This window comes from Sphingomonas soli NBRC 100801 (assembly GCF_001591025.1).
GTDB classification, from domain to species: domain Bacteria; phylum Pseudomonadota; class Alphaproteobacteria; order Sphingomonadales; family Sphingomonadaceae; genus Sphingomonas; species Sphingomonas soli.
The window spans coordinates 154,763-170,735 of the sequence record NZ_BCTZ01000003.1 but is presented as its reverse complement, the minus strand read 5'-3'; the positions used below and the strand labels follow the sequence as shown (position 1 = coordinate 170,735).

Annotated in this window: 15 protein-coding genes; 10 read left to right on the top strand and 5 right to left on the bottom strand. The window is 65.8% G+C overall.

Translation table 11 applies throughout. The features are described 5' to 3' along the window. Positions 1-104 precede the first annotated feature (104 nt). Both SSO01S_RS02535 and SSO01S_RS02530 read right to left on the bottom strand, forming a co-directional pair. Positions 105-1,175 carry an acyl-CoA dehydrogenase family protein gene (locus tag SSO01S_RS02535; protein ID WP_066794678.1) on the bottom strand — a complete coding sequence of 357 codons (1,071 nt, stop codon included), beginning with the start codon at positions 1,173-1,175 and terminating at the stop codon, positions 105-107. Positions 1,176-1,271: 96 nt separating this feature from the next. Continuing rightward, positions 1,272-2,492 carry an acyl-CoA dehydrogenase family protein gene (locus SSO01S_RS02530; RefSeq protein WP_066794675.1) on the bottom strand — a complete coding sequence of 407 codons (1,221 nt, stop codon included), beginning with the start codon at positions 2,490-2,492 and terminating at the stop codon, positions 1,272-1,274. Between the two features lie 87 nt (positions 2,493-2,579). On the opposite strand from SSO01S_RS02530, the gene SSO01S_RS02525 reads away from it, so the two are divergent. Further along, complete coding sequence (locus SSO01S_RS02525; RefSeq protein ID WP_066794672.1) at positions 2,580-3,797, top strand: TCR/Tet family MFS transporter; 1,218 nt, start codon at positions 2,580-2,582, stop codon at positions 3,795-3,797. A gap of 40 nt (positions 3,798-3,837) precedes the next feature. Beyond that, the gene (locus SSO01S_RS02520) at positions 3,838-4,545 is read left to right on the top strand and encodes a glutathione binding-like protein (RefSeq protein ID WP_066794668.1); all 708 of its coding nucleotides are present in this window, start codon (positions 3,838-3,840) and stop codon (positions 4,543-4,545) included. 15 nt (positions 4,546-4,560) lie between these two features. Here SSO01S_RS02520 and SSO01S_RS02515 read toward each other — a convergent pair whose 3' ends face one another. Continuing rightward, complete coding sequence (locus SSO01S_RS02515) at positions 4,561-5,352, bottom strand: SDR family NAD(P)-dependent oxidoreductase (protein ID WP_245646554.1); 792 nt, start codon at positions 5,350-5,352, stop codon at positions 4,561-4,563. A gap of 67 nt (positions 5,353-5,419) precedes the next feature. Between SSO01S_RS02515 and SSO01S_RS02510 the strand changes: the two genes are divergently transcribed. The 4 genes from SSO01S_RS02510 (at position 5,420) to SSO01S_RS02495 (ending at position 9,143) form a co-directional block, all read left to right on the top strand. Next, complete coding sequence (locus tag SSO01S_RS02510; RefSeq protein WP_066794665.1) at positions 5,420-6,190, top strand: thioesterase family protein; 771 nt, start codon at positions 5,420-5,422, stop codon at positions 6,188-6,190. A gap of 188 nt (positions 6,191-6,378) precedes the next feature. Continuing rightward, positions 6,379-6,972, top strand: coding sequence for an EF-hand domain-containing protein (locus SSO01S_RS02505; protein ID WP_066794662.1), 594 nt, complete (start codon positions 6,379-6,381; stop codon positions 6,970-6,972). A gap of 90 nt (positions 6,973-7,062) precedes the next feature. Beyond that, positions 7,063-7,782, top strand: coding sequence for a response regulator (locus SSO01S_RS02500; RefSeq protein ID WP_066794658.1), 720 nt, complete (start codon positions 7,063-7,065; stop codon positions 7,780-7,782). Beyond that, the gene (locus SSO01S_RS02495) at positions 7,779-9,143 is read left to right on the top strand and encodes a sensor histidine kinase (protein ID WP_083942796.1); all 1,365 of its coding nucleotides are present in this window, start codon (positions 7,779-7,781) and stop codon (positions 9,141-9,143) included. Before SSO01S_RS02500 ends, SSO01S_RS02495 begins: the two co-directional genes overlap by 4 nt. A gap of 108 nt (positions 9,144-9,251) precedes the next feature. Here SSO01S_RS02495 and ndk read toward each other — a convergent pair whose 3' ends face one another. Beyond that, positions 9,252-9,674, bottom strand: coding sequence for a nucleoside-diphosphate kinase (gene ndk, locus SSO01S_RS02490; RefSeq protein ID WP_066794654.1), 423 nt, complete (start codon positions 9,672-9,674; stop codon positions 9,252-9,254). Positions 9,675-9,862: 188 nt separating this feature from the next. Further along, positions 9,863-10,303 carry a DNA polymerase III subunit chi gene (locus SSO01S_RS02485; protein WP_066794652.1) on the bottom strand — a complete coding sequence of 147 codons (441 nt, stop codon included), beginning with the start codon at positions 10,301-10,303 and terminating at the stop codon, positions 9,863-9,865. Positions 10,304-10,372: 69 nt separating this feature from the next. On the opposite strand from SSO01S_RS02485, the gene SSO01S_RS02480 reads away from it, so the two are divergent. From SSO01S_RS02480 to rsmA, 4 genes are all read left to right on the top strand, one after another. Further along, the gene (locus SSO01S_RS02480) at positions 10,373-12,706 is read left to right on the top strand and encodes an LPS-assembly protein LptD (protein WP_066794649.1); all 2,334 of its coding nucleotides are present in this window, start codon (positions 10,373-10,375) and stop codon (positions 12,704-12,706) included. Between the two features lie 131 nt (positions 12,707-12,837). Then, positions 12,838-14,145 (top strand): peptidylprolyl isomerase, encoded by a 1,308-nt coding sequence (locus SSO01S_RS02475; RefSeq protein ID WP_066795176.1) that lies wholly within the window; start codon positions 12,838-12,840, stop codon positions 14,143-14,145. Further along, complete coding sequence (gene pdxA, locus SSO01S_RS02470) at positions 14,129-15,157, top strand: 4-hydroxythreonine-4-phosphate dehydrogenase PdxA (protein ID WP_281178665.1); 1,029 nt, start codon at positions 14,129-14,131, stop codon at positions 15,155-15,157. Before SSO01S_RS02475 ends, pdxA begins: the two co-directional genes overlap by 17 nt. Further along, positions 15,154-15,972 (top strand): 16S rRNA (adenine(1518)-N(6)/adenine(1519)-N(6))-dimethyltransferase RsmA, encoded by an 819-nt coding sequence (gene rsmA, locus SSO01S_RS02465; RefSeq protein ID WP_066794645.1) that lies wholly within the window; start codon positions 15,154-15,156, stop codon positions 15,970-15,972. The genes pdxA and rsmA overlap by 4 nt, the downstream gene beginning before the upstream one ends. The last annotated feature ends 1 nt before the right edge of the window (position 15,973 follow it).

Below are 15,973 nucleotides of genomic sequence, written 5' to 3'. Positions count from 1 at the left end.
CAAAGCGGGACGTACATGGACTGTTGCGCAAATGTCATAGTACCGTCCCCGCGCAGCCGCTGCCGCGCGGGGCCCGCCCGATCCGGAATTCCATCGGATGGGGTTCAGTAGCCGCTCAGCCGCGCAAACCGGTCGCGGTGCCAGGCGGCATTGCCCCACATCTGCTCCAGCACGCGCGCACGCTTCAGGTAAAAGCCGGCGTCATGCTCGTCGGTCATGCCGATCCCGCCGTGCAGCTGGATCATCTCGCGGCTCACCAGGTGCAGCGTCTCGTTGGCCAGCGCCTTAGCCAGGCTGGCTTCCTGACTGATGCTGGCGCGTCCCGAATCGGCGGCCTCAAGCCCAGCCTCCACCGCCGAGCGCATCAATTCCAGCTCGGTGAACATCTTCGCCATCCGGTGCTGGAGTGCCTGGAAGCTCGCCAGCGTCTGGCCGAACTGGACGCGGGTCTTCAGATAATCGTTGGTCTGGGCGAATGCGCTCTCGGCCATGCCCAGCATCTCGGCGGCGATGCCGATCGCGGCACGATCGGTCACCTGGGTCAGCAGATCCTCGCCGCCCTCCAGCCTCTCCGCCGGTGCATTGTCGAAGCGGATCTGCGCATGGCTTCGCGAATCCGTCAGCTTGCGCGGCGCGCGCGTCACGCCTTCGCCGCCCTCGACAAGATACAGCCCGTCAGCCGCCGAAACGACGAAGAGCTGCGCGCTATCGCCTTCCGCCACGAACTCCTTGGTGCCGCTGAGCTTGCCGCCGCTGACCGTCGCGGTCCCCGCGGCACCCGTGAAGCGCGGACCTTCGTCCAAAGCGAGCGTCGCGACGATCTCGCCGCTTGCGATCCGGGGCAGCCATGCCGCCTTTTGCGCATCCGATCCGCCGATCAGGATCGCGCTGGTCGCCCCAGCCGTCGCGGCAAGCGGCGTAGCGGCCAGGTTGCGCCCCAGCTGCTCCAGCACCAGCCCGAGCGACAGATACCCCATCCCGACGCCGCCCTGCTCCTCCGGCACCAATATGCTCGCCCAGCCCATTTCGGCCTGGGCACGCCATGCTTCGGGGTCATAAAAGGTGGCGGGAGCGCCATTGCGCATCGCACGAAATGCCGTGACGGGCGATTCATCGTCCGCCCATTCGCGCGCCATGTCGCGCAGCATCGTCTGTTCTTCGGTGAGTACGGCCATTGTTCGGTCCTCGTCATCCCGGCGAAAGCCGGGATCTCATGCCGCGAGCGCGGTCTTCAGTGGAGAAAGACCCCGGCTTCCGCCGGGGTGACGGTGTCATTGGTGGTCCAGCATCCCCAGGATGCGCTTGGCGATCACGTTGTTCTGGATCTCGGTCGAGCCGCCATAGATCGAGAACGCCTTGCCAAAGAGCCAGTGGCGCACCTCCTTGAGTGCATCCTCTTCAAAGCCCTCGCCCTCCCAGCCCAGGCCCGCCATGCCGCGAATCTCGATCAGCAGTTCGGATCGTTCCTGCATGATCCGCGCGCCGACATTCTTCATGATCGACGTCGCAGCCGATGGCCCCTGATTGGATTTTGCCTCCAGCGCGCTGCGGCGCAGCGTCAGCATGAAGCTGCGCATGTCCATCTCGTGCCGTGCGATCCGCGTGCGCAGATCGGCATCGGCGATCCGCCCCTCGGCATCCACGCCGACATATTTCTTGGCGATCTGGGCCAGCGGCGTGCCCGCGAACATCCGCCCCGCAGACGATCCGCCGCCCGACAGGCTGTTGCGCTCGTGCTGAAGAAGCCTCTTGCCGATAGTCCAGCCTTCGCCTTCGCGCCCGACGCGGTTGGCCTTGGGCACTTTCACATCGGTGAAGAAGGTTTCGCAGAAAGGCGAAGAGCCGCTGATCAGCCCGATCGGCTTCACCTCGATGCCGGGGGTATCCATGTCGCAGAGCAGGAAGGTGATCCCCTCATGCTTCTTGGTCTTGTCCGTGCGGACCAGCATGAAGCATTTGTCCGCCCAATGCCCGCCGCTGGTCCAGGTCTTCTGGCCGTTGACGACATAATGGTCGCCATGGTCCTCCGCGAAGCATTGCAGCGAAGCGAGGTCCGATCCCGCGCCCGGCTCCGAATAGCCCTGGCACCAGCGCACCTCGCCGCGCGCGATCGCCGGGATATGCTCCCGCTTCTGCTCTTCGCTGCCATATTCCAGCAGCGTAGGGCCGAACATCATCACGCCCATTCCGCCGATCGGGTTCCACGCGCCGACGCGGTTCATCTCTTCCTGCAATATGCGCGCTTCGGTGCGGCTGAGCCCGCCGCCGCCATATTCCTTGGGCCAGGTCGGCACGCCCCAGCCGGTCGCCCCCATCGCCTCGCGCCATGCGCGCTGCTCTGCATCCTCGTCCGTGGGGCCTTCGACCGCGGACATCGCATTGTCCCTGCCCTTCAAGCTGGGAGGGAAATGCTCCGCCAGCCAATCGCGGACTTGCGTGCGAAATTCGTCGAGCGCATGCACGGGCGCATCGATTTCTGGTGCGGTAGCCATCTCTCTCCCCGGATTCTGTGATCCTGCGTTGTATTTCGAATTTGCGGTATGGCGCACGGCGCGTCAAGTGACCTGGGGGCACCAGCCATGAAGTTTCACCATCGTGCCGTCCCCATCGCGCTGAGCGCCGTCCTGATCGACGCGATCGGCTTCGGCATCGTCATGCCGGTTCTGCCGCGCCTGATCGTGGAATTGTCGCATGTCACGCTGGCCGATGCCGCGCGGATCGGCGGCTATATGCTCGTCGCCTATGCCGTCACCCAATTCTTCGCCGGGCCGGTGCTCGGCACGCTGGGCGACAGTATCGGGCGGCGGCGCGTGATGCTGTTCTCGATGCTCGCTTTCTCGATCGATTATGCGCTGATGGCCGCCGCGCCCACGATCGGCTGGCTGTTCGTCGGGCGGCTGATCGCGGGGATCACCGGCGCCTCGTTCGGCCCGGCCAACGCCATACTCGCCGATGTGACCCCGCCCGACAGGCGCGGAGCGACCTTCGGGCTGATGGGCGCGGCGTTCGGCGTCGGCTTCATCATCGGCCCGGCGATCGGCGGGTTGCTTGCCGATTTCGGCACGCGCGCGCCGTTCATCGCGGCGGCGGTGCTGGCGGGGCTCAACGCAGCCTGGATCTTCCTCGCGCTTCCCGAGACGCTGGCCCAGGAGAACCGCCGGCCGTTCGCGTGGGGCAATGCCCATGTCTTCGCGGCGTTCAAGCCGGTCTTCCATGCGGGCAACGCCAAATGGCTGCTCGGCGCCGCGTTCCTCTGGCAATTCGCCCATATGGTCTATCCCGCCACCTGGGCCTTTTTCGGCGAGATCGCGCTGGGATGGAACGAGAAGGCGATCGGCCTGTCGCTCGCCGCCTCGGGCGTCACGATGGCGCTGGTGCAGACCATGGTGATGGGCCCCACCCTCAAGCGCTTCGGCGAGACGCGCACCGTGATGATCGGGATGCTTGCCGGCGCATCGGTGTTTGTCGGCTATATCTTCGCGCGCGAATTGTGGATGATCGGGCTGCTGATCGTTGTGGGCGCGCTACAGGCTCTGGTGTGGCCCTCGATCAACGCCCTGCTCTCGCGCATGACCGATCCCTCGCATCAGGGTGCGTTGCAGGGCGGCCTTGCCAGCCTCAACAGTCTCGCGCTGATCTTCGCGCCATTGCTGCTCACCCAGGCGCTGGCGTACGGGTCGGAACGCGGCTTTGCCGGCGGCAACTTCCTGGTCGCGGCGGTCCTTGCATCGGCGGCGCTTGCGATCATCGCCTTCAAGGTCGCGCCCCGCGTCGCCCCCGCAAGGCCGGTTGCGTAACGAAACCCGCTTCCTATCTCCGCTGCAAAGGAGATTTCCGATGATCGAGCTCTATTACTGGCCCACGCCGAACGGCCACAAGATCACGCTGTTTCTCGAGGAGGCGGGGCTCGATTACGAGATCCATCCGGTGAACATCGGTGCGGGCGACCAGTTCAAGCCCGATTTCCTGAAGTTCAGCCCAAACAATCGCATGCCCGCGATCATCGATCGCGCGCCCGCCGATGGCGGCGAGCCGATCAGCGTGTTCGAAAGCGGCGCGATCCTGATCTATCTGGCGAACAAGGCGGGTAAGTTCTTCGGCGCGGGCCAGCGCGAGAAAATCGACGTGCTGCAATGGCTGATGTGGCAGATGGGCGGCCTGGGCCCCATGGCCGGGCAGAACGGCCACTTCAACGTCTATGCCCCCGAGAAGATCGAATATGCCATCAATCGCTACGTCAACGAGACCAACCGGCTCTACGGCGTGCTCGACCGGCGGCTAGCGGGACGCGAATTCGTCGCGGGGAGCGGCTATTCGATCGCGGACATGGCGATCTATCCCTGGATCGTGCCGCACGAGGCGCACAAGCAGGACCTGAACCAGTTCCCCGATCTCAAGCGCTGGTTCGATGCGATCGCGGCCCGCCCCGCCACGATCCGCGCCTATGAGAAAGGCGGCGAGATCCGCTCTTATTCCAAGCCGTTGACCGAGGAAGAGCATAAGGTGCTGTTCGGCCAGAACGCGAGCAGCACCGCCAGGGCGTAGCGCCAAGTCGGGGGATCACCCCTTCCCCGGCCGCCGCGCCAGGCCCACGTCCAGGTGCGCGCCGGCATCGACCCTCAGAGTCTCGCCCGTGATCGCGCGCGACGCGGGGTCGAGCAGCGTCACCACCGGCCCCGCAATGTCTTCCGCCATCGCCGCGAAAGCCATTGGCACGCTCGCAGCGATATGCGCGTCGAGCCCGGCCTTGGCCTCCGCGCCCATGCGCTTCTCGAACCAGCCCGTGCCGACATAGCCCGGCGCCACGGCATTTACCCGGATCGCGGGGGCGAGCACGCGCGCCAGGCTCTGCGTCAGCGTGATCAGTGCGCCCTTTGACGCCGCATAGGCGACCGAGCTGCCATTGCCGTGGATTCCGGCGACCGAGGCGATATTGACCACCGCGCTCATCGGCCCCTCGCGCATTGCGGGTGCGCAGGCGCGGATCATCTGGAACGGCGCCACCGTGTTGAGCCGATAGATGTCGAGGAAATCGTCCGCCGACAGCGCGTCCAGATCCTCGTGATTGGCAAACTTCGTGCGGCCTGCATTGTTGACCAGGAAGTCGATCCGCCCGAACGCCTCCACCGCCGCTGCTGCCAGCGCCTGGCATTGCGCATCCTCGCCCACATCCGCCTGCACCGCGATGCCGCCGGTCTCGCTCGCCAGCGCCTCCGCTTCGTCACGGCTGCTGGCATAGTTGATCACCGATCGCACACCACGAGCGGCCAGCAGCCGCACCGTCGCCGCACCGATCCCCGTACCGCCGCCCGTAACCACCGCTACCGCGCCCTGCATCCTGTCCTGCATCATCGCCTCATTCGTTTTTCGAAGATTGCGTATGGCAATTGCCTCGCGCCTCGCCTAGCCCAAGCCGCAAATGACGCCGATCGCTGATATCCTAGCCGCCCGCACCATGGTGCCCCAGGGCTTTGCCTGCGAAGTCCCCTCCGATTGGCTCCAGGGCCGCACGGCCTATGGCGGGCTCTCGGCGGCGCTCGCGCTGCAGGCCGCGATGGAACTGGAGCCCGATCTCCCGCCGCTTCGCTCGGCCCAGGTCGCGTTCATCGGCCCGCTTTCGGGCGCCGTGACTGTAACCGCAACGAAGCTGCGCCGGGGCCGCAACGCCGCGTTCATCCAGGCCGATGTGACCAGCGAGGCGGGGCTCGGCGTGCGCGCCACCTTCGTCTTCATGGCCGCCTTGCCCTCGATCCTTGCGCATGACACCGCGCCGCGCGGCCCCCTCCCCGCTCCCGCGCCGGACGCAAGGGTCTTTATCGGCCCGGACACGATGTTCATCGGCAATTTCGAGTTCATCGACAGCAAGGACGGCGTGGGGCCGGCCGAATGGCGGCGCTGGGCACGTCTGCGCGCCCGCGACGGGCTGCATCCCTTTGTCGAGCTGATGGCGATCGGCGACGCCTTGCCGCCCGCGGGCCTCAAGCTCGTCGGGATGAACGCGCCCATCAGCTCGCTCAATTGGCAGATCAATTTCCTGACCCCCGCCCCCCGCACCGATAATGGCTGGTGGCTGCTCGAAGCCGTGACGGACACGGCACGCGAAGGCTATTCGAGCCAGCGCATGACGCTGTGGAACGCCGACGGCGAGCCGATCGCGGATGCGATGCAAGGCGTCGCCATTTTTGGCTAAGCCCTACAAGGGAAGCGTAGCCATTTTTGGCTGAGCCCCACAAAGAAGCGTAGCCATTTTTGACTGAGCGACTTTCGCAAGCTGCGACAAACTGCGACAATTTTCCCGCGCGGTGACAAACCCGTGCGACACGAGACGTCCAGAAGGTCCACCATTGCGGGATAGCCCGCGTTCAGGAGTTTCGCCCCATGAAGAAAATCACGATCGCAGCATTGCTAGGTGCCAGCCTTCTGGCCACCGGTGCGATCGCCGCCGCGCAGGATAGCAAGCCGTCAAAGGATGCCCCCAAGCATCGCATGATGCGCGATCCGCTGGCGCTGGCCGACGCCAACAAGGACGGTATCGTCACCCGCGACGAAGTCACCGCATCGGTCGCAGCCCATTTCGCGAAGCTGGACACCAACAAGGATGGCAAGATCACCGTCGAGGAGCGCCGTGCGGCGCGTGCGGCGATGCGCGAAGCCATGGGCAAGCGCATGCGCGAACGGCCCGAGGGCATTGGCCGACGTGGTGGCCCAGAAGGCCCCGGCGGTCCCGGCACGCACCGTGGCCCCGGCCCGAATGGCGACGGCACGGTAACGCTCGAACAGCAGAGCGCACGGGCGCTCAAGCGGTTCGACTTTGTCGACCGCAACGGCGACGGCAAGGTCGATCAGGCCGAGCGTGACCTGGTTCGCGAGATGCTGCGCGAGTTCGGCGCGGGCGGGCGCGGTCATCACGGCCGGCACGGTTCGCATCACGGCGGCGGTCACATGCCCCCGCCTCCCCCTCCCGCCAAGTAACGGCGGGAGCAGTTAGTGCCGGGTACAGGTTTCCCCCTCCTCCCCGTGCCCGGCACTTCCCTTCACCATTAGAGTTGGTACGCATCTGTCATGTCCGAAATGCCCCATCTCCTGCTCGTCGATGACGAGCGATCGATCCGCGAGCCGCTTGCCCAATATCTCACGAAGCAGGGCTTCCGCGTAACGCAGGCGGGAGATGCCGAGGGTGCCCGCGCGCGCATGGCGGCCTATGCGATCGATCTGGTGGTGCTCGATATCATGATGCCGGGCGAGGATGGCCTGAGCCTCTGCCGCCATATCCGCGAGACCAGCGACACTCCCGTCATCCTGCTCACCGCGCGCAGCGAGGAGACCGATCGCATCGTCGGCCTCGAAATGGGCGCGGACGATTATGTCGTGAAGCCCTTTTCCCCGCGCGAGCTTTCGGCGCGGATCAAGGTCATCCTGCGCCGCTCCTCCTCCGGCGGCACGCGCCAGACCGCTCCCGACAGCGGCAGCTTCGCCTTTGCCGGCTGGGTGCTCAAGACCGGCGAGCGCGCACTGGTCGATCGCGACGGCGTCTCGGTGCCGCTCTCCACCGGCGAGTATAATCTGCTCCACGCGCTGGTTACCCGCCCGCGCGCCGTACTCACCCGCGATCAGCTGCTCGATCTCACCCAGGGCCGCGAAGCCGCCGCCTTCGATCGCGCGATCGACAATCAGGTCAGCCGCCTGCGCAAGAAGATCGAGACCGATCCCAAGAATCCCGCGCTCATCAAGACCGTCTGGGGTGGCGGCTATACGCTCGCGGCCGAGGTAACCCGTCTTTGAGGCGCTACTTCCCCAAATCGCTCACCGGCCAGATCGCGCTGCTCGTCGGCATCGCTCTGTTCGTGGCGCAGGCGATCAATTTCGGGCTGCTGCTCAACGAGCGCCGCGGCGCGCGCTTCGCCCAGGTGATCGCCCCTGCGGTCACCCGGATCGTCGATGCGGCGGATCAGATGAACAACCAGCGCCTGCGCGACGAGGATGACAGGCGGGAGGCACGCCGCCCGATGCAGCGCGTCACGGTGTCGCCGACCAATCCGATCGATCCCGCCCTCCCGCGCGCTACCCGGGTGGAGCAGGATATCCGCGCCGGGCTCGCCGATGCGAACATGCAGTTCGGACAGGTCGTCGCCGTGATCCGCGAAGTCGATTTCAACCAGCCCTTCTTCAAGAATATGAACCCCGCGCGCGCCGAGCGGATCCGCCGGATGGGCGCCGAGCTGAACGTCGCGGTGGAATTGCCGGGCAAGGGCTGGCTGATGCTGCGCGCGGGCTGGCCGCGCAGCGAGCGCACCTTGATCTGGCAATTGCTCGCACAGACGCTGATCCTCTACGCGGTCGTGCTGCTTCCCGTGCTCTGGGCCGGCAGGCGCATCGCCCGCCCCTTGCGCAACCTCGCTCTGGCCACCCAGCGCTTCCACCCCGGCGGCAATGCCGATCCGGTGGAGGAGCGCGGCCCGGCGGACGTTCGCGCGGTCATCGCCGCCTATAATGCGCTCAGCCTGCGCGTGAATGCGATGCTGGATGAAAAGGATCGGATGCTTGGCGCGATCGGCCATGATCTCCGCACCCCGCTGATGGCGCTGCGCGTCCGCATCGAATCGGTTGAGGACGACGAAGACCGCAACAGGATGGCGGACACGATCCAGGAAATGAGCAGCACGCTCGACGATATCCTGTCGCTCGCCCGCCTGGGCCGCCCCAGCGAGCCGCTTACCGAAGTCGACGTGTCGGCGCTCGTCGATGCCGTGGTCGAGGATTTCCGCGATCTCGACAAGGACGTGACGTTCGAGGAGGCCCCGCGCCTCACCATGCGCCTGCGCCCCTCGCTGATGCGCCGCGCGGTGCGCAACCTGATCGAGAATGCGGTCAAATATGGCGGCGGCGCAGAAGTGTTCCTCAAGAATGAAGGCGAGCGCGTCGCGATCCAGGTCTGTGATCGTGGCCCCGGCATCCCGGAGGGTAAATTGGATCAGGTGTTCGATCCGTTCACCCGGCTCGAGGAATCGCGCAATCGCGATACCGGCGGCGTCGGCCTTGGTCTCGCGCTCGCCCGCGCGATCGTGCGCGAGGCAGGCGGCGAGATCACGCTGGCCAACCGCGAAGGCGGCGGGCTCGCGGCGAAAATCACCCTTCCCCGATAAGGAAACAGCGCCCCCGTTACCCGTCATCCCCGCGAAAGCGGGGACCCAGGGTAACAGGGACGCTGCTCGAAACTTCCGCATCCCCGCCTTGGCGAGGATGGCGGCTGCTTAGCCGACGATTTCTTCCGGCTTGAAGAAATACGCGATTTCGATCGCTGCATTCTCATCCGAATCCGAACCGTGGACCGAATTGGCTTCGATCGACTCGGCCAGTTCCTTGCGGATCGTGCCGGGCTCGGCGTTTGCCGGGTTGGTGGCGCCCATGATGTCGCGGTTGCGCTGCATCGCATTCTCGCCTTCGAGAACCTGCACGACCACCGGGCCGGAGATCATGAATTCGACGAGCTCGCCGAAGAACGGACGCTCCTTGTGCACCGCATAGAAGCCCTCGGCCTGCTCGCGGGTCATCTGGATGCGCTTCGAAGCAACGACGCGCAGGCCGCCATCTTCCAGCATCTTGGTGACTGCGCCGGTCAGGTTGCGACGGGTGGCATCGGGCTTGATGATCGAGAAAGTACGGGTCGCGGCCATTGCCTGCGGCTCCTGTTATTTGAGTTGTGGAAAAGTCGCGGCTCTCTAGTCTTGCGCGACGGGGGATGCAAGCCGGGGCACTTGCCGCTGGTTCGATGCGTTCGGCCTCAATTTGGCACAGCGTGCTCCACAGCGGCGAAAGCCTGTCCCCGATCCCGATAATGAAGCCGGAATAATCCGCCCTGATCTCAGGCAGCCTGTTCCCAGCGGCCATTCTCGTCCTGCTTCCAGTAGCGCCGCTCCACGCCTTCGCGGTCAGCCAGCGCCTTCCACGCGGCCCGCGCCTCCTGGATCGCATCCTCGTCGAACAGGTGAAATACGCGCTCGAAGCCCAGCGCTTCGTCGCGCCACACGCCATCGGCCAGCGCCACGTATCGCGCGCCATTCGCCGCATCCGCCGTCTCGCAGATCAGAATCGGCTGGCGCGCATCGTCCGGCCCGCCCGCCTGGCCATGCGGCAGGAAGCTGTCCGTGCGGTACGACCAGAGCAACTGGTCCAGCTTACCCCGAAAGCCCGGGTCCTCCGCGACGACGAGCAGGCGCTCGCCGCTTTCCAGCACCTTTTCAGCGATCTGGGGTAGCACGCGCTCCAGCGGCATGCGGGTAAGGTGATAGAAATTGACCTGCATGGCTCCTGCTAGCGCGTCCGTGCGTTGGGGCCAACGTTGCGATGGCCGAACCGCTGCGATAGGGCGGAAATGCCGCGTGCGCTGGGAGTAGATACGAAGGTGGAATTCAGAGTGACGCGCAAGGCTTTGCTGCTCTCGGCCGCGTTGGGACTGTGCCTCGCCGCACAGGCCCGGGCGCAGGAGACGGCTGCTCCGCGCGAATCGCCGCAGCAACCGGCGCCGCTGGGCCAGCCGGACCTTCAGGATCGCCCTGTCGAGGCACCTCCGCCCTCCACCGCGCCGCTCCCCGAATCCGGCGATCAGGTCCAGTTCAACGCCGATCAGATCGACTATGATTATGAGGCGGATATCGTCGTCGCCAGCGGCGACGTGCGGATGTTCCGCCGCAGCGACCGGCTGCGCGCTGACAAGGTCACCTGGAACCGCAAGACCGGCCAGGTCGTGGCCGAGGGCAATATCGTCGTCATCAATCCCGAGGGCGACGCGGCCTATGGCGACAGGATCGAGCTGACCGACTCGCTCAAGGACGGCATGGTTGAAAACATGCTGGTCGTGCTCGATGCCGGCGGGCGCATCGCCGCGCGGCGCGGACAGCGCGAAGGCGACATCATCACTGTGGAGAATGCCGCCTATACGCCCTGCGCGGTCACCGATTCCGCCAATTGCCCCAAAGAGCCTTCGTGGAAGATCACGGCGGACAAGGTCGTCTATAATCCCGCGCTGCACCGCATCCGCTACAATGGCGCGCGCATCTCGGTGTTCGGCATCGCCAGCATTCCGCTTCCGGTATTCTCGCATCCGATCGGCGGGATGAGCGATGATGGCTTCCTGACCCCCGATATACGCTACAGCCGCACCAACGGCCTGCAATTCGCGCTGCCCTATTTCTTCAGCCTCGCGCCCAATCGCGACCTGACGATCACGCCGCGCGTCTATTCGGGCGTGCTGCCGATGATGCAGGCCGAATATCGCGAGCTGAACACGCGCGGCGCCTATCGGGTCAGCGCGTTCGGCACGTATAGCCGCCGCTCGGACGATCTGACCGTGCCGTTGACCCCGGCCACGACGAAGAACGATTTCCGCGGCTATTTCGACGGCACCGGGCGCTACCAGTTCGATCCGAACTGGGCCGCGAGCGCCTCTTTCCGCCTGACCACCGACCGCACCTTCCTCCGCCGCTACGATATTTCGCGCGACGATCGGCTGCGCAACAATATCCGCGTCGAACGGATCGATCCGGACAGCTATCTCTCGATAAACGCCTGGGTGGTCCAGACGCTGCGGGTCGGCGAGCGCCAGGGGCTTCAGGCCTATGCGCTGCCCGAGCTCGATTACCGCCGCCGGATGGACGACGGCGTCATCGGCGGGCGCTTCGAGTTCCAGGTGAACACGCTCGCGATCGGCCGGTCGGACGGCCAGGATTCGCAGCGCGCCTTTGCCAGCGCGCGATGGGACCTGCGCAGGCTCACGGCATGGGGCCAGGAGCTGACGCTCACCGCTTATGCGCGCGGCGACGCCTATAATGCGAGCGACACCTTGCTCACCACCGTTCCCAGCTATCGCGGGGATGAGGGCTTCCGCCTGCGCGGGATCGGCGCGGTCGCGTTCGACGTCAAATGGCCGCTGGTGGGCGAGATGTTCGGAGGCACCCAGCGGATCACGCCCCGGCTTCAGATTGTCGCCGCGCCGCCGATCAAGAATCTCGAAGTCCCCAATGAAGACGCCCGCGCGGTCGATCTGGAGGATTCGAACCTCTTCGCGCTCAATCGCTTCCCGGGCTATGACCGGTTCGAGGATTCGACGCGCTTCACCTGGGGCGTGGATTACGCGCTGTATCTGCCGGGCTTCACGCTCGATGCCAATGTCGGCCAGAGCTACCGCATCTCGTCCAGCCCCACGCTCTTCCCCGACGGCACCGGGCTTACCGATCGCGTATCCGATATCGTCGGGCGCACGGTCGTCCGCTTCCGCGATTTTGTCAGCTTCACCCACCGCTATCGTATCGACAAGGATGGCTTCGCCTTCCGTCGCAACGAAGTCGACGCGACGGTCGGGTCACGCAATACCTATGTCCAGCTCGGCTATCTGCGGCTCAACCGCAATATCGGCCCCGCGCTAGAGGATCTCCAGGACCGCGAAGAGGCCCGGATCGGCGCGCGCATCCAGATCGCCAAATTCTGGGCGGTCTCCGGCTCGATCCTGGTCGATCTTACCGATCGGCAGGAAGATATCACCTCCCAGTCCGATGGCTTCGAGCCGGTGCGCCACCGGATGAGCGTCTCCTATGAGGACGATTGCCTCCGCCTCGCCTTCACCTGGAAGCGCGATTATGAAACCACCGGCGATGCGCGGCGCGGCAACAGCTATATCCTGAGTCTGGCGTTCAAGAACTTGGGCCGCTAAGACTGTCCGTCAGCCTTGGTTCAGGCACAATTCGTCAGTAAGCGCGACGATCTCCGTTTGGGATGAGGGTTCGGATTCACGTGAAAATCGGTGTTGCAAAGGCGATCCGCTGGGGCCGCAAGGCGGTCTTGATGTTCGCAATGGCCGGCATGGCCTCTACGGCGGTGGCGCAGACGGTTCCCGAGCAGGATATCGGCGCGATCGCCGCCAGCCTCGATCTCCCGGCGAACCTGACCATTTTCGGCAAGGCCGATCCCGCGGTGCGCAAGGCGACGGCGGTGGTCAATGACTGGGTCATCACCGGCACCGATGTCGAGCAGCGCGTCAACCAGATCATCGGCCTCAACAAGCTCAACCTGAAGCCCGCCGAGCGCGACGAGCTGCGCGTCACCGTGCTGCGCCAGCTGATCGACGAGACGCTGCAGATTCAGGAGGCCAAGGCCAACGACATCACGGTCGACAAGAAGGAAATCGACCAGACCTACGCCCGCGTCGCCAAGAATTTTGCGAAGGACCCCGATCAGTTCCGCGTCTGGCTGCGCCAGGTCGGCTCGTCGGAGCGCTCGCTGCGCCGCCAGATCGAAGGCGAGCTTGCATGGGGCCGCCTGCTCCGCCGCCGCATCGACATCAATATCAGTGATGCCGAGATCAAGGAGATCATCCGCAATCTTGAGGCGTCGAAGGGCACCGAGGAATATCACGTCTTCGAAATCTATCAGAGCGCCACGCCCGATCGCGCACTGGAAGTCGCGACCGGCATGCAGCGCATGATCGCCCAGATGCGCGAAGGCACGCCGTTCGATTATCTCGCCCGCACCTATTCGGAATCCTCGACCAAGTCGCAGGGCGGCGATCTCGGCTGGGTCCGTCCCGCCATGCTGCCCGATGAGCTGGCCGAGGTCGTCAAGACGATGGAGCCGGGCCAGGTTGCCGGTCCGATCGAGCTGCCCACCGGCTTCTCGATGATCTACCTCGCCGAAGAGCGTAAGGTGCTGATGCCGGATCCCAAGGATGCCAAGGTCAGCCTGCGCCAGCTTAGCATCCGCTTCCCCAAGGGCACGTCGGAGGAGCAGGCGACTGCGCTCGCCACCGAATTCGCGAAGCAGACCAGCACGATTCACGGATGCGGCGACGTGCCCAAGATCGCCGCGTCGCTGAACGCTGAGATCGCCGATCGCGACAATCTCGCGATCCGCGATATGCCGCCGGCGATCCAGAACATGCTTCTGCCGCTTCAGGTGGGCCAGGTCACCCGCCCGTTCGGCGCGATCGAGGAAAGCGTCAGCGTCCTCGTGCTCTGCGGGCGCGACGAGCCTGCCAGCGCCAATCTGCCCAGCCCTGACCAGATCCGGAACCAGCTCGAAGACGTCCGCACCAACGTCCGCGCCCAGCGCATGCTGCGCGATCTGCGCAGGGACGCGCTTGTCGAGTATCGCTGATCCTCCGTCCGGGCGGCTGATCGGTCCGCTAGCGGTCGCGATGGGCGACTCCGCCGGAGTCGGCCCGGAAATCACTGCCAAGGCGTGGAAGGCGCGCGAGCTGCATTCGCTCGCGCCCTTCTTCGCCGTGGGCGATCCGCGCGCGATCGAAAAGGTGTGGGACGGCCCGATCGCGCGGATCACCGATCCTGCCCAGGCCGCCGCCGCCTTTGCGGACGCGCTGCCCGTGCTTGCGATCGGCGATGCCGACGAAGTGACCCCCGGCAGCCCCGATGACGGCACCGCGCGCATCGCGTTGCATGCGCTGGAGCTCGCCATCGGCCTCGCAAATGCGGGCGCGGCGAGCGGGGTCGTTACCGGCCCCGTGTCCAAGGCGCAGCTTTACGGCATCGGCTTCACCCATCCCGGCCAGACCGAATTCGTCGCCGAGCGCTGCGGAATCGCGCCGGAAAACGCCGTGATGATGCTCGCCGGTCCCACGCTTCGGGTCGTGCCGCTCACCGTCCATATCGCGCTGGCCGGTGTGCCTGCCGCGCTCTCGATCGAAATGATCGTCGCAAAGGCGCGCGTCACCGCCCGCTCTCTTCTGCGCAATTTCGGCATCGAGCGTCCCCGCCTCGCCTTTGCCGGGCTCAATCCGCATGCCGGCGAAAGCGGCGCGCTCGGCCGCGAGGAGATCGAGATCATCGCCCCTGCGATCGAGCAGCTCCGCGCCGAGGGGGTCGATGCGATCGGTCCCTTCGCCGCCGACACGATGTTCCATGCCCGCGCCCGCGCCGGCTATGATGTCGCGCTCTGCCCCTATCACGATCAGGCGCTGATCCCCATCAAGACGCTCTATTTCGACGAGGGCGTGAACATGACCCTCGGCCTGCCGATCGTCCGCACTTCGCCCGATCACGGCACCGCCTTCGGCATCGCGGGCAAGGATCAGGCGCATCCCGGCGCGATGATCGCCGCGATCCGCATGGCCGCCAGCGCTGCGCAGCGCCGGGCAGACGCGATAGCGTGACAAGCCTTCCGCCGCTCCGCGACGTGATCCAGCGATACGGTCTCAGCGCCAGCAAGGCGCTGGGGCAGAATTTCCTGTTCGATCACCAGTTGCTCGCCCGCATCGCCCGCGTCCCCGGCGATCTGGCGGGCCAGGAAGTGTTCGAGGTCGGCCCCGGCCCCGGCGGCCTCACCCGCGCATTGTTGGAGGCCGGCGCCAGCGTCGTCGCCGTCGAGCGCGACCGCCGCTGCATCCCCGCCCTCGCCGAGCTGGGCGAGCATTTCCCGGGCAAGCTCCGCGTGATCGAGGGCGATGCGCTCGAAGTCGATGCCCCATCGCTCTTCACCGGCAAGCCGCATGTCGTGGCCAATCTGCCCTATAATGTCGGCACCGCCCTGCTCGTCGGCTGGCTCTCCGCTCCCTGGGAGCCCTGGTGGGCCAGCCTGACGCTGATGTTCCAGAAGGAAGTGGCCGAGCGCATCGTGTCAAAGGCCGGCGACGACGCCTATGGCCGCCTCGCCGTCCTCGCCCAGTGGCGCTCGACCGCGAAGATCGCAATGGGCGTCCATCGCTCGGCCTTCACCCCGCCGCCCAAGGTGATGTCCGCCGTCGTCCACATCACCCCCGCCGCCGAGCCTCCCGGCGTCCGCTTCAAGACCTTGGAGGCGCTCACCGCCGCCGCCTTCGGCCAACGCCGCAAGATGCTCCGCCAAAGCCTGAAGGCCGTCCCCGGCGCGATCGAAGCGATGGAGACGCTGGGCATCGATTCCGCCCGGCGTGCGGAAACGGTATCGGTGGACGAATTCGTCGCGCTGGCGCGGGTTTTGAGCGGGTAAG

What these genes read in the sequence shown, in the direction of transcription:
- SSO01S_RS02535 (WP_066794678.1), bottom strand. Translation starts at nt 1,175, where the DNA reads ATGGCCGTACTCACCGAAGAACAGACGATGCTGCGCGACATGGCGCGC.
- SSO01S_RS02530 (WP_066794675.1), bottom strand. Translation starts at nt 2,492, where the DNA reads ATGGCTACCGCACCAGAAATCGATGCGCCCGTGCATGCGCTCGACGAA.
- SSO01S_RS02525 (WP_066794672.1), top strand. Translation starts at nt 2,580, where the DNA reads ATGAAGTTTCACCATCGTGCCGTCCCCATCGCGCTGAGCGCCGTCCTG.
- SSO01S_RS02520 (WP_066794668.1), top strand. Translation starts at nt 3,838, where the DNA reads ATGATCGAGCTCTATTACTGGCCCACGCCGAACGGCCACAAGATCACG.
- SSO01S_RS02515 (WP_245646554.1), bottom strand. Translation starts at nt 5,352, where the DNA reads ATGATGCAGGACAGGATGCAGGGCGCGGTAGCGGTGGTTACGGGCGGC.
- SSO01S_RS02510 (WP_066794665.1), top strand. Translation starts at nt 5,420, where the DNA reads ATGACGCCGATCGCTGATATCCTAGCCGCCCGCACCATGGTGCCCCAG.
- SSO01S_RS02505 (WP_066794662.1), top strand. Translation starts at nt 6,379, where the DNA reads ATGAAGAAAATCACGATCGCAGCATTGCTAGGTGCCAGCCTTCTGGCC.
- SSO01S_RS02500 (WP_066794658.1), top strand. Translation starts at nt 7,063, where the DNA reads ATGTCCGAAATGCCCCATCTCCTGCTCGTCGATGACGAGCGATCGATC.
- ndk (WP_066794654.1), bottom strand. Translation starts at nt 9,674, where the DNA reads ATGGCCGCGACCCGTACTTTCTCGATCATCAAGCCCGATGCCACCCGT.
- SSO01S_RS02485 (WP_066794652.1), bottom strand. Translation starts at nt 10,303, where the DNA reads ATGCAGGTCAATTTCTATCACCTTACCCGCATGCCGCTGGAGCGCGTG.
- SSO01S_RS02480 (WP_066794649.1), top strand. Translation starts at nt 10,373, where the DNA reads ATGCCGCGTGCGCTGGGAGTAGATACGAAGGTGGAATTCAGAGTGACG.
- SSO01S_RS02475 (WP_066795176.1), top strand. Translation starts at nt 12,838, where the DNA reads ATGTTCGCAATGGCCGGCATGGCCTCTACGGCGGTGGCGCAGACGGTT.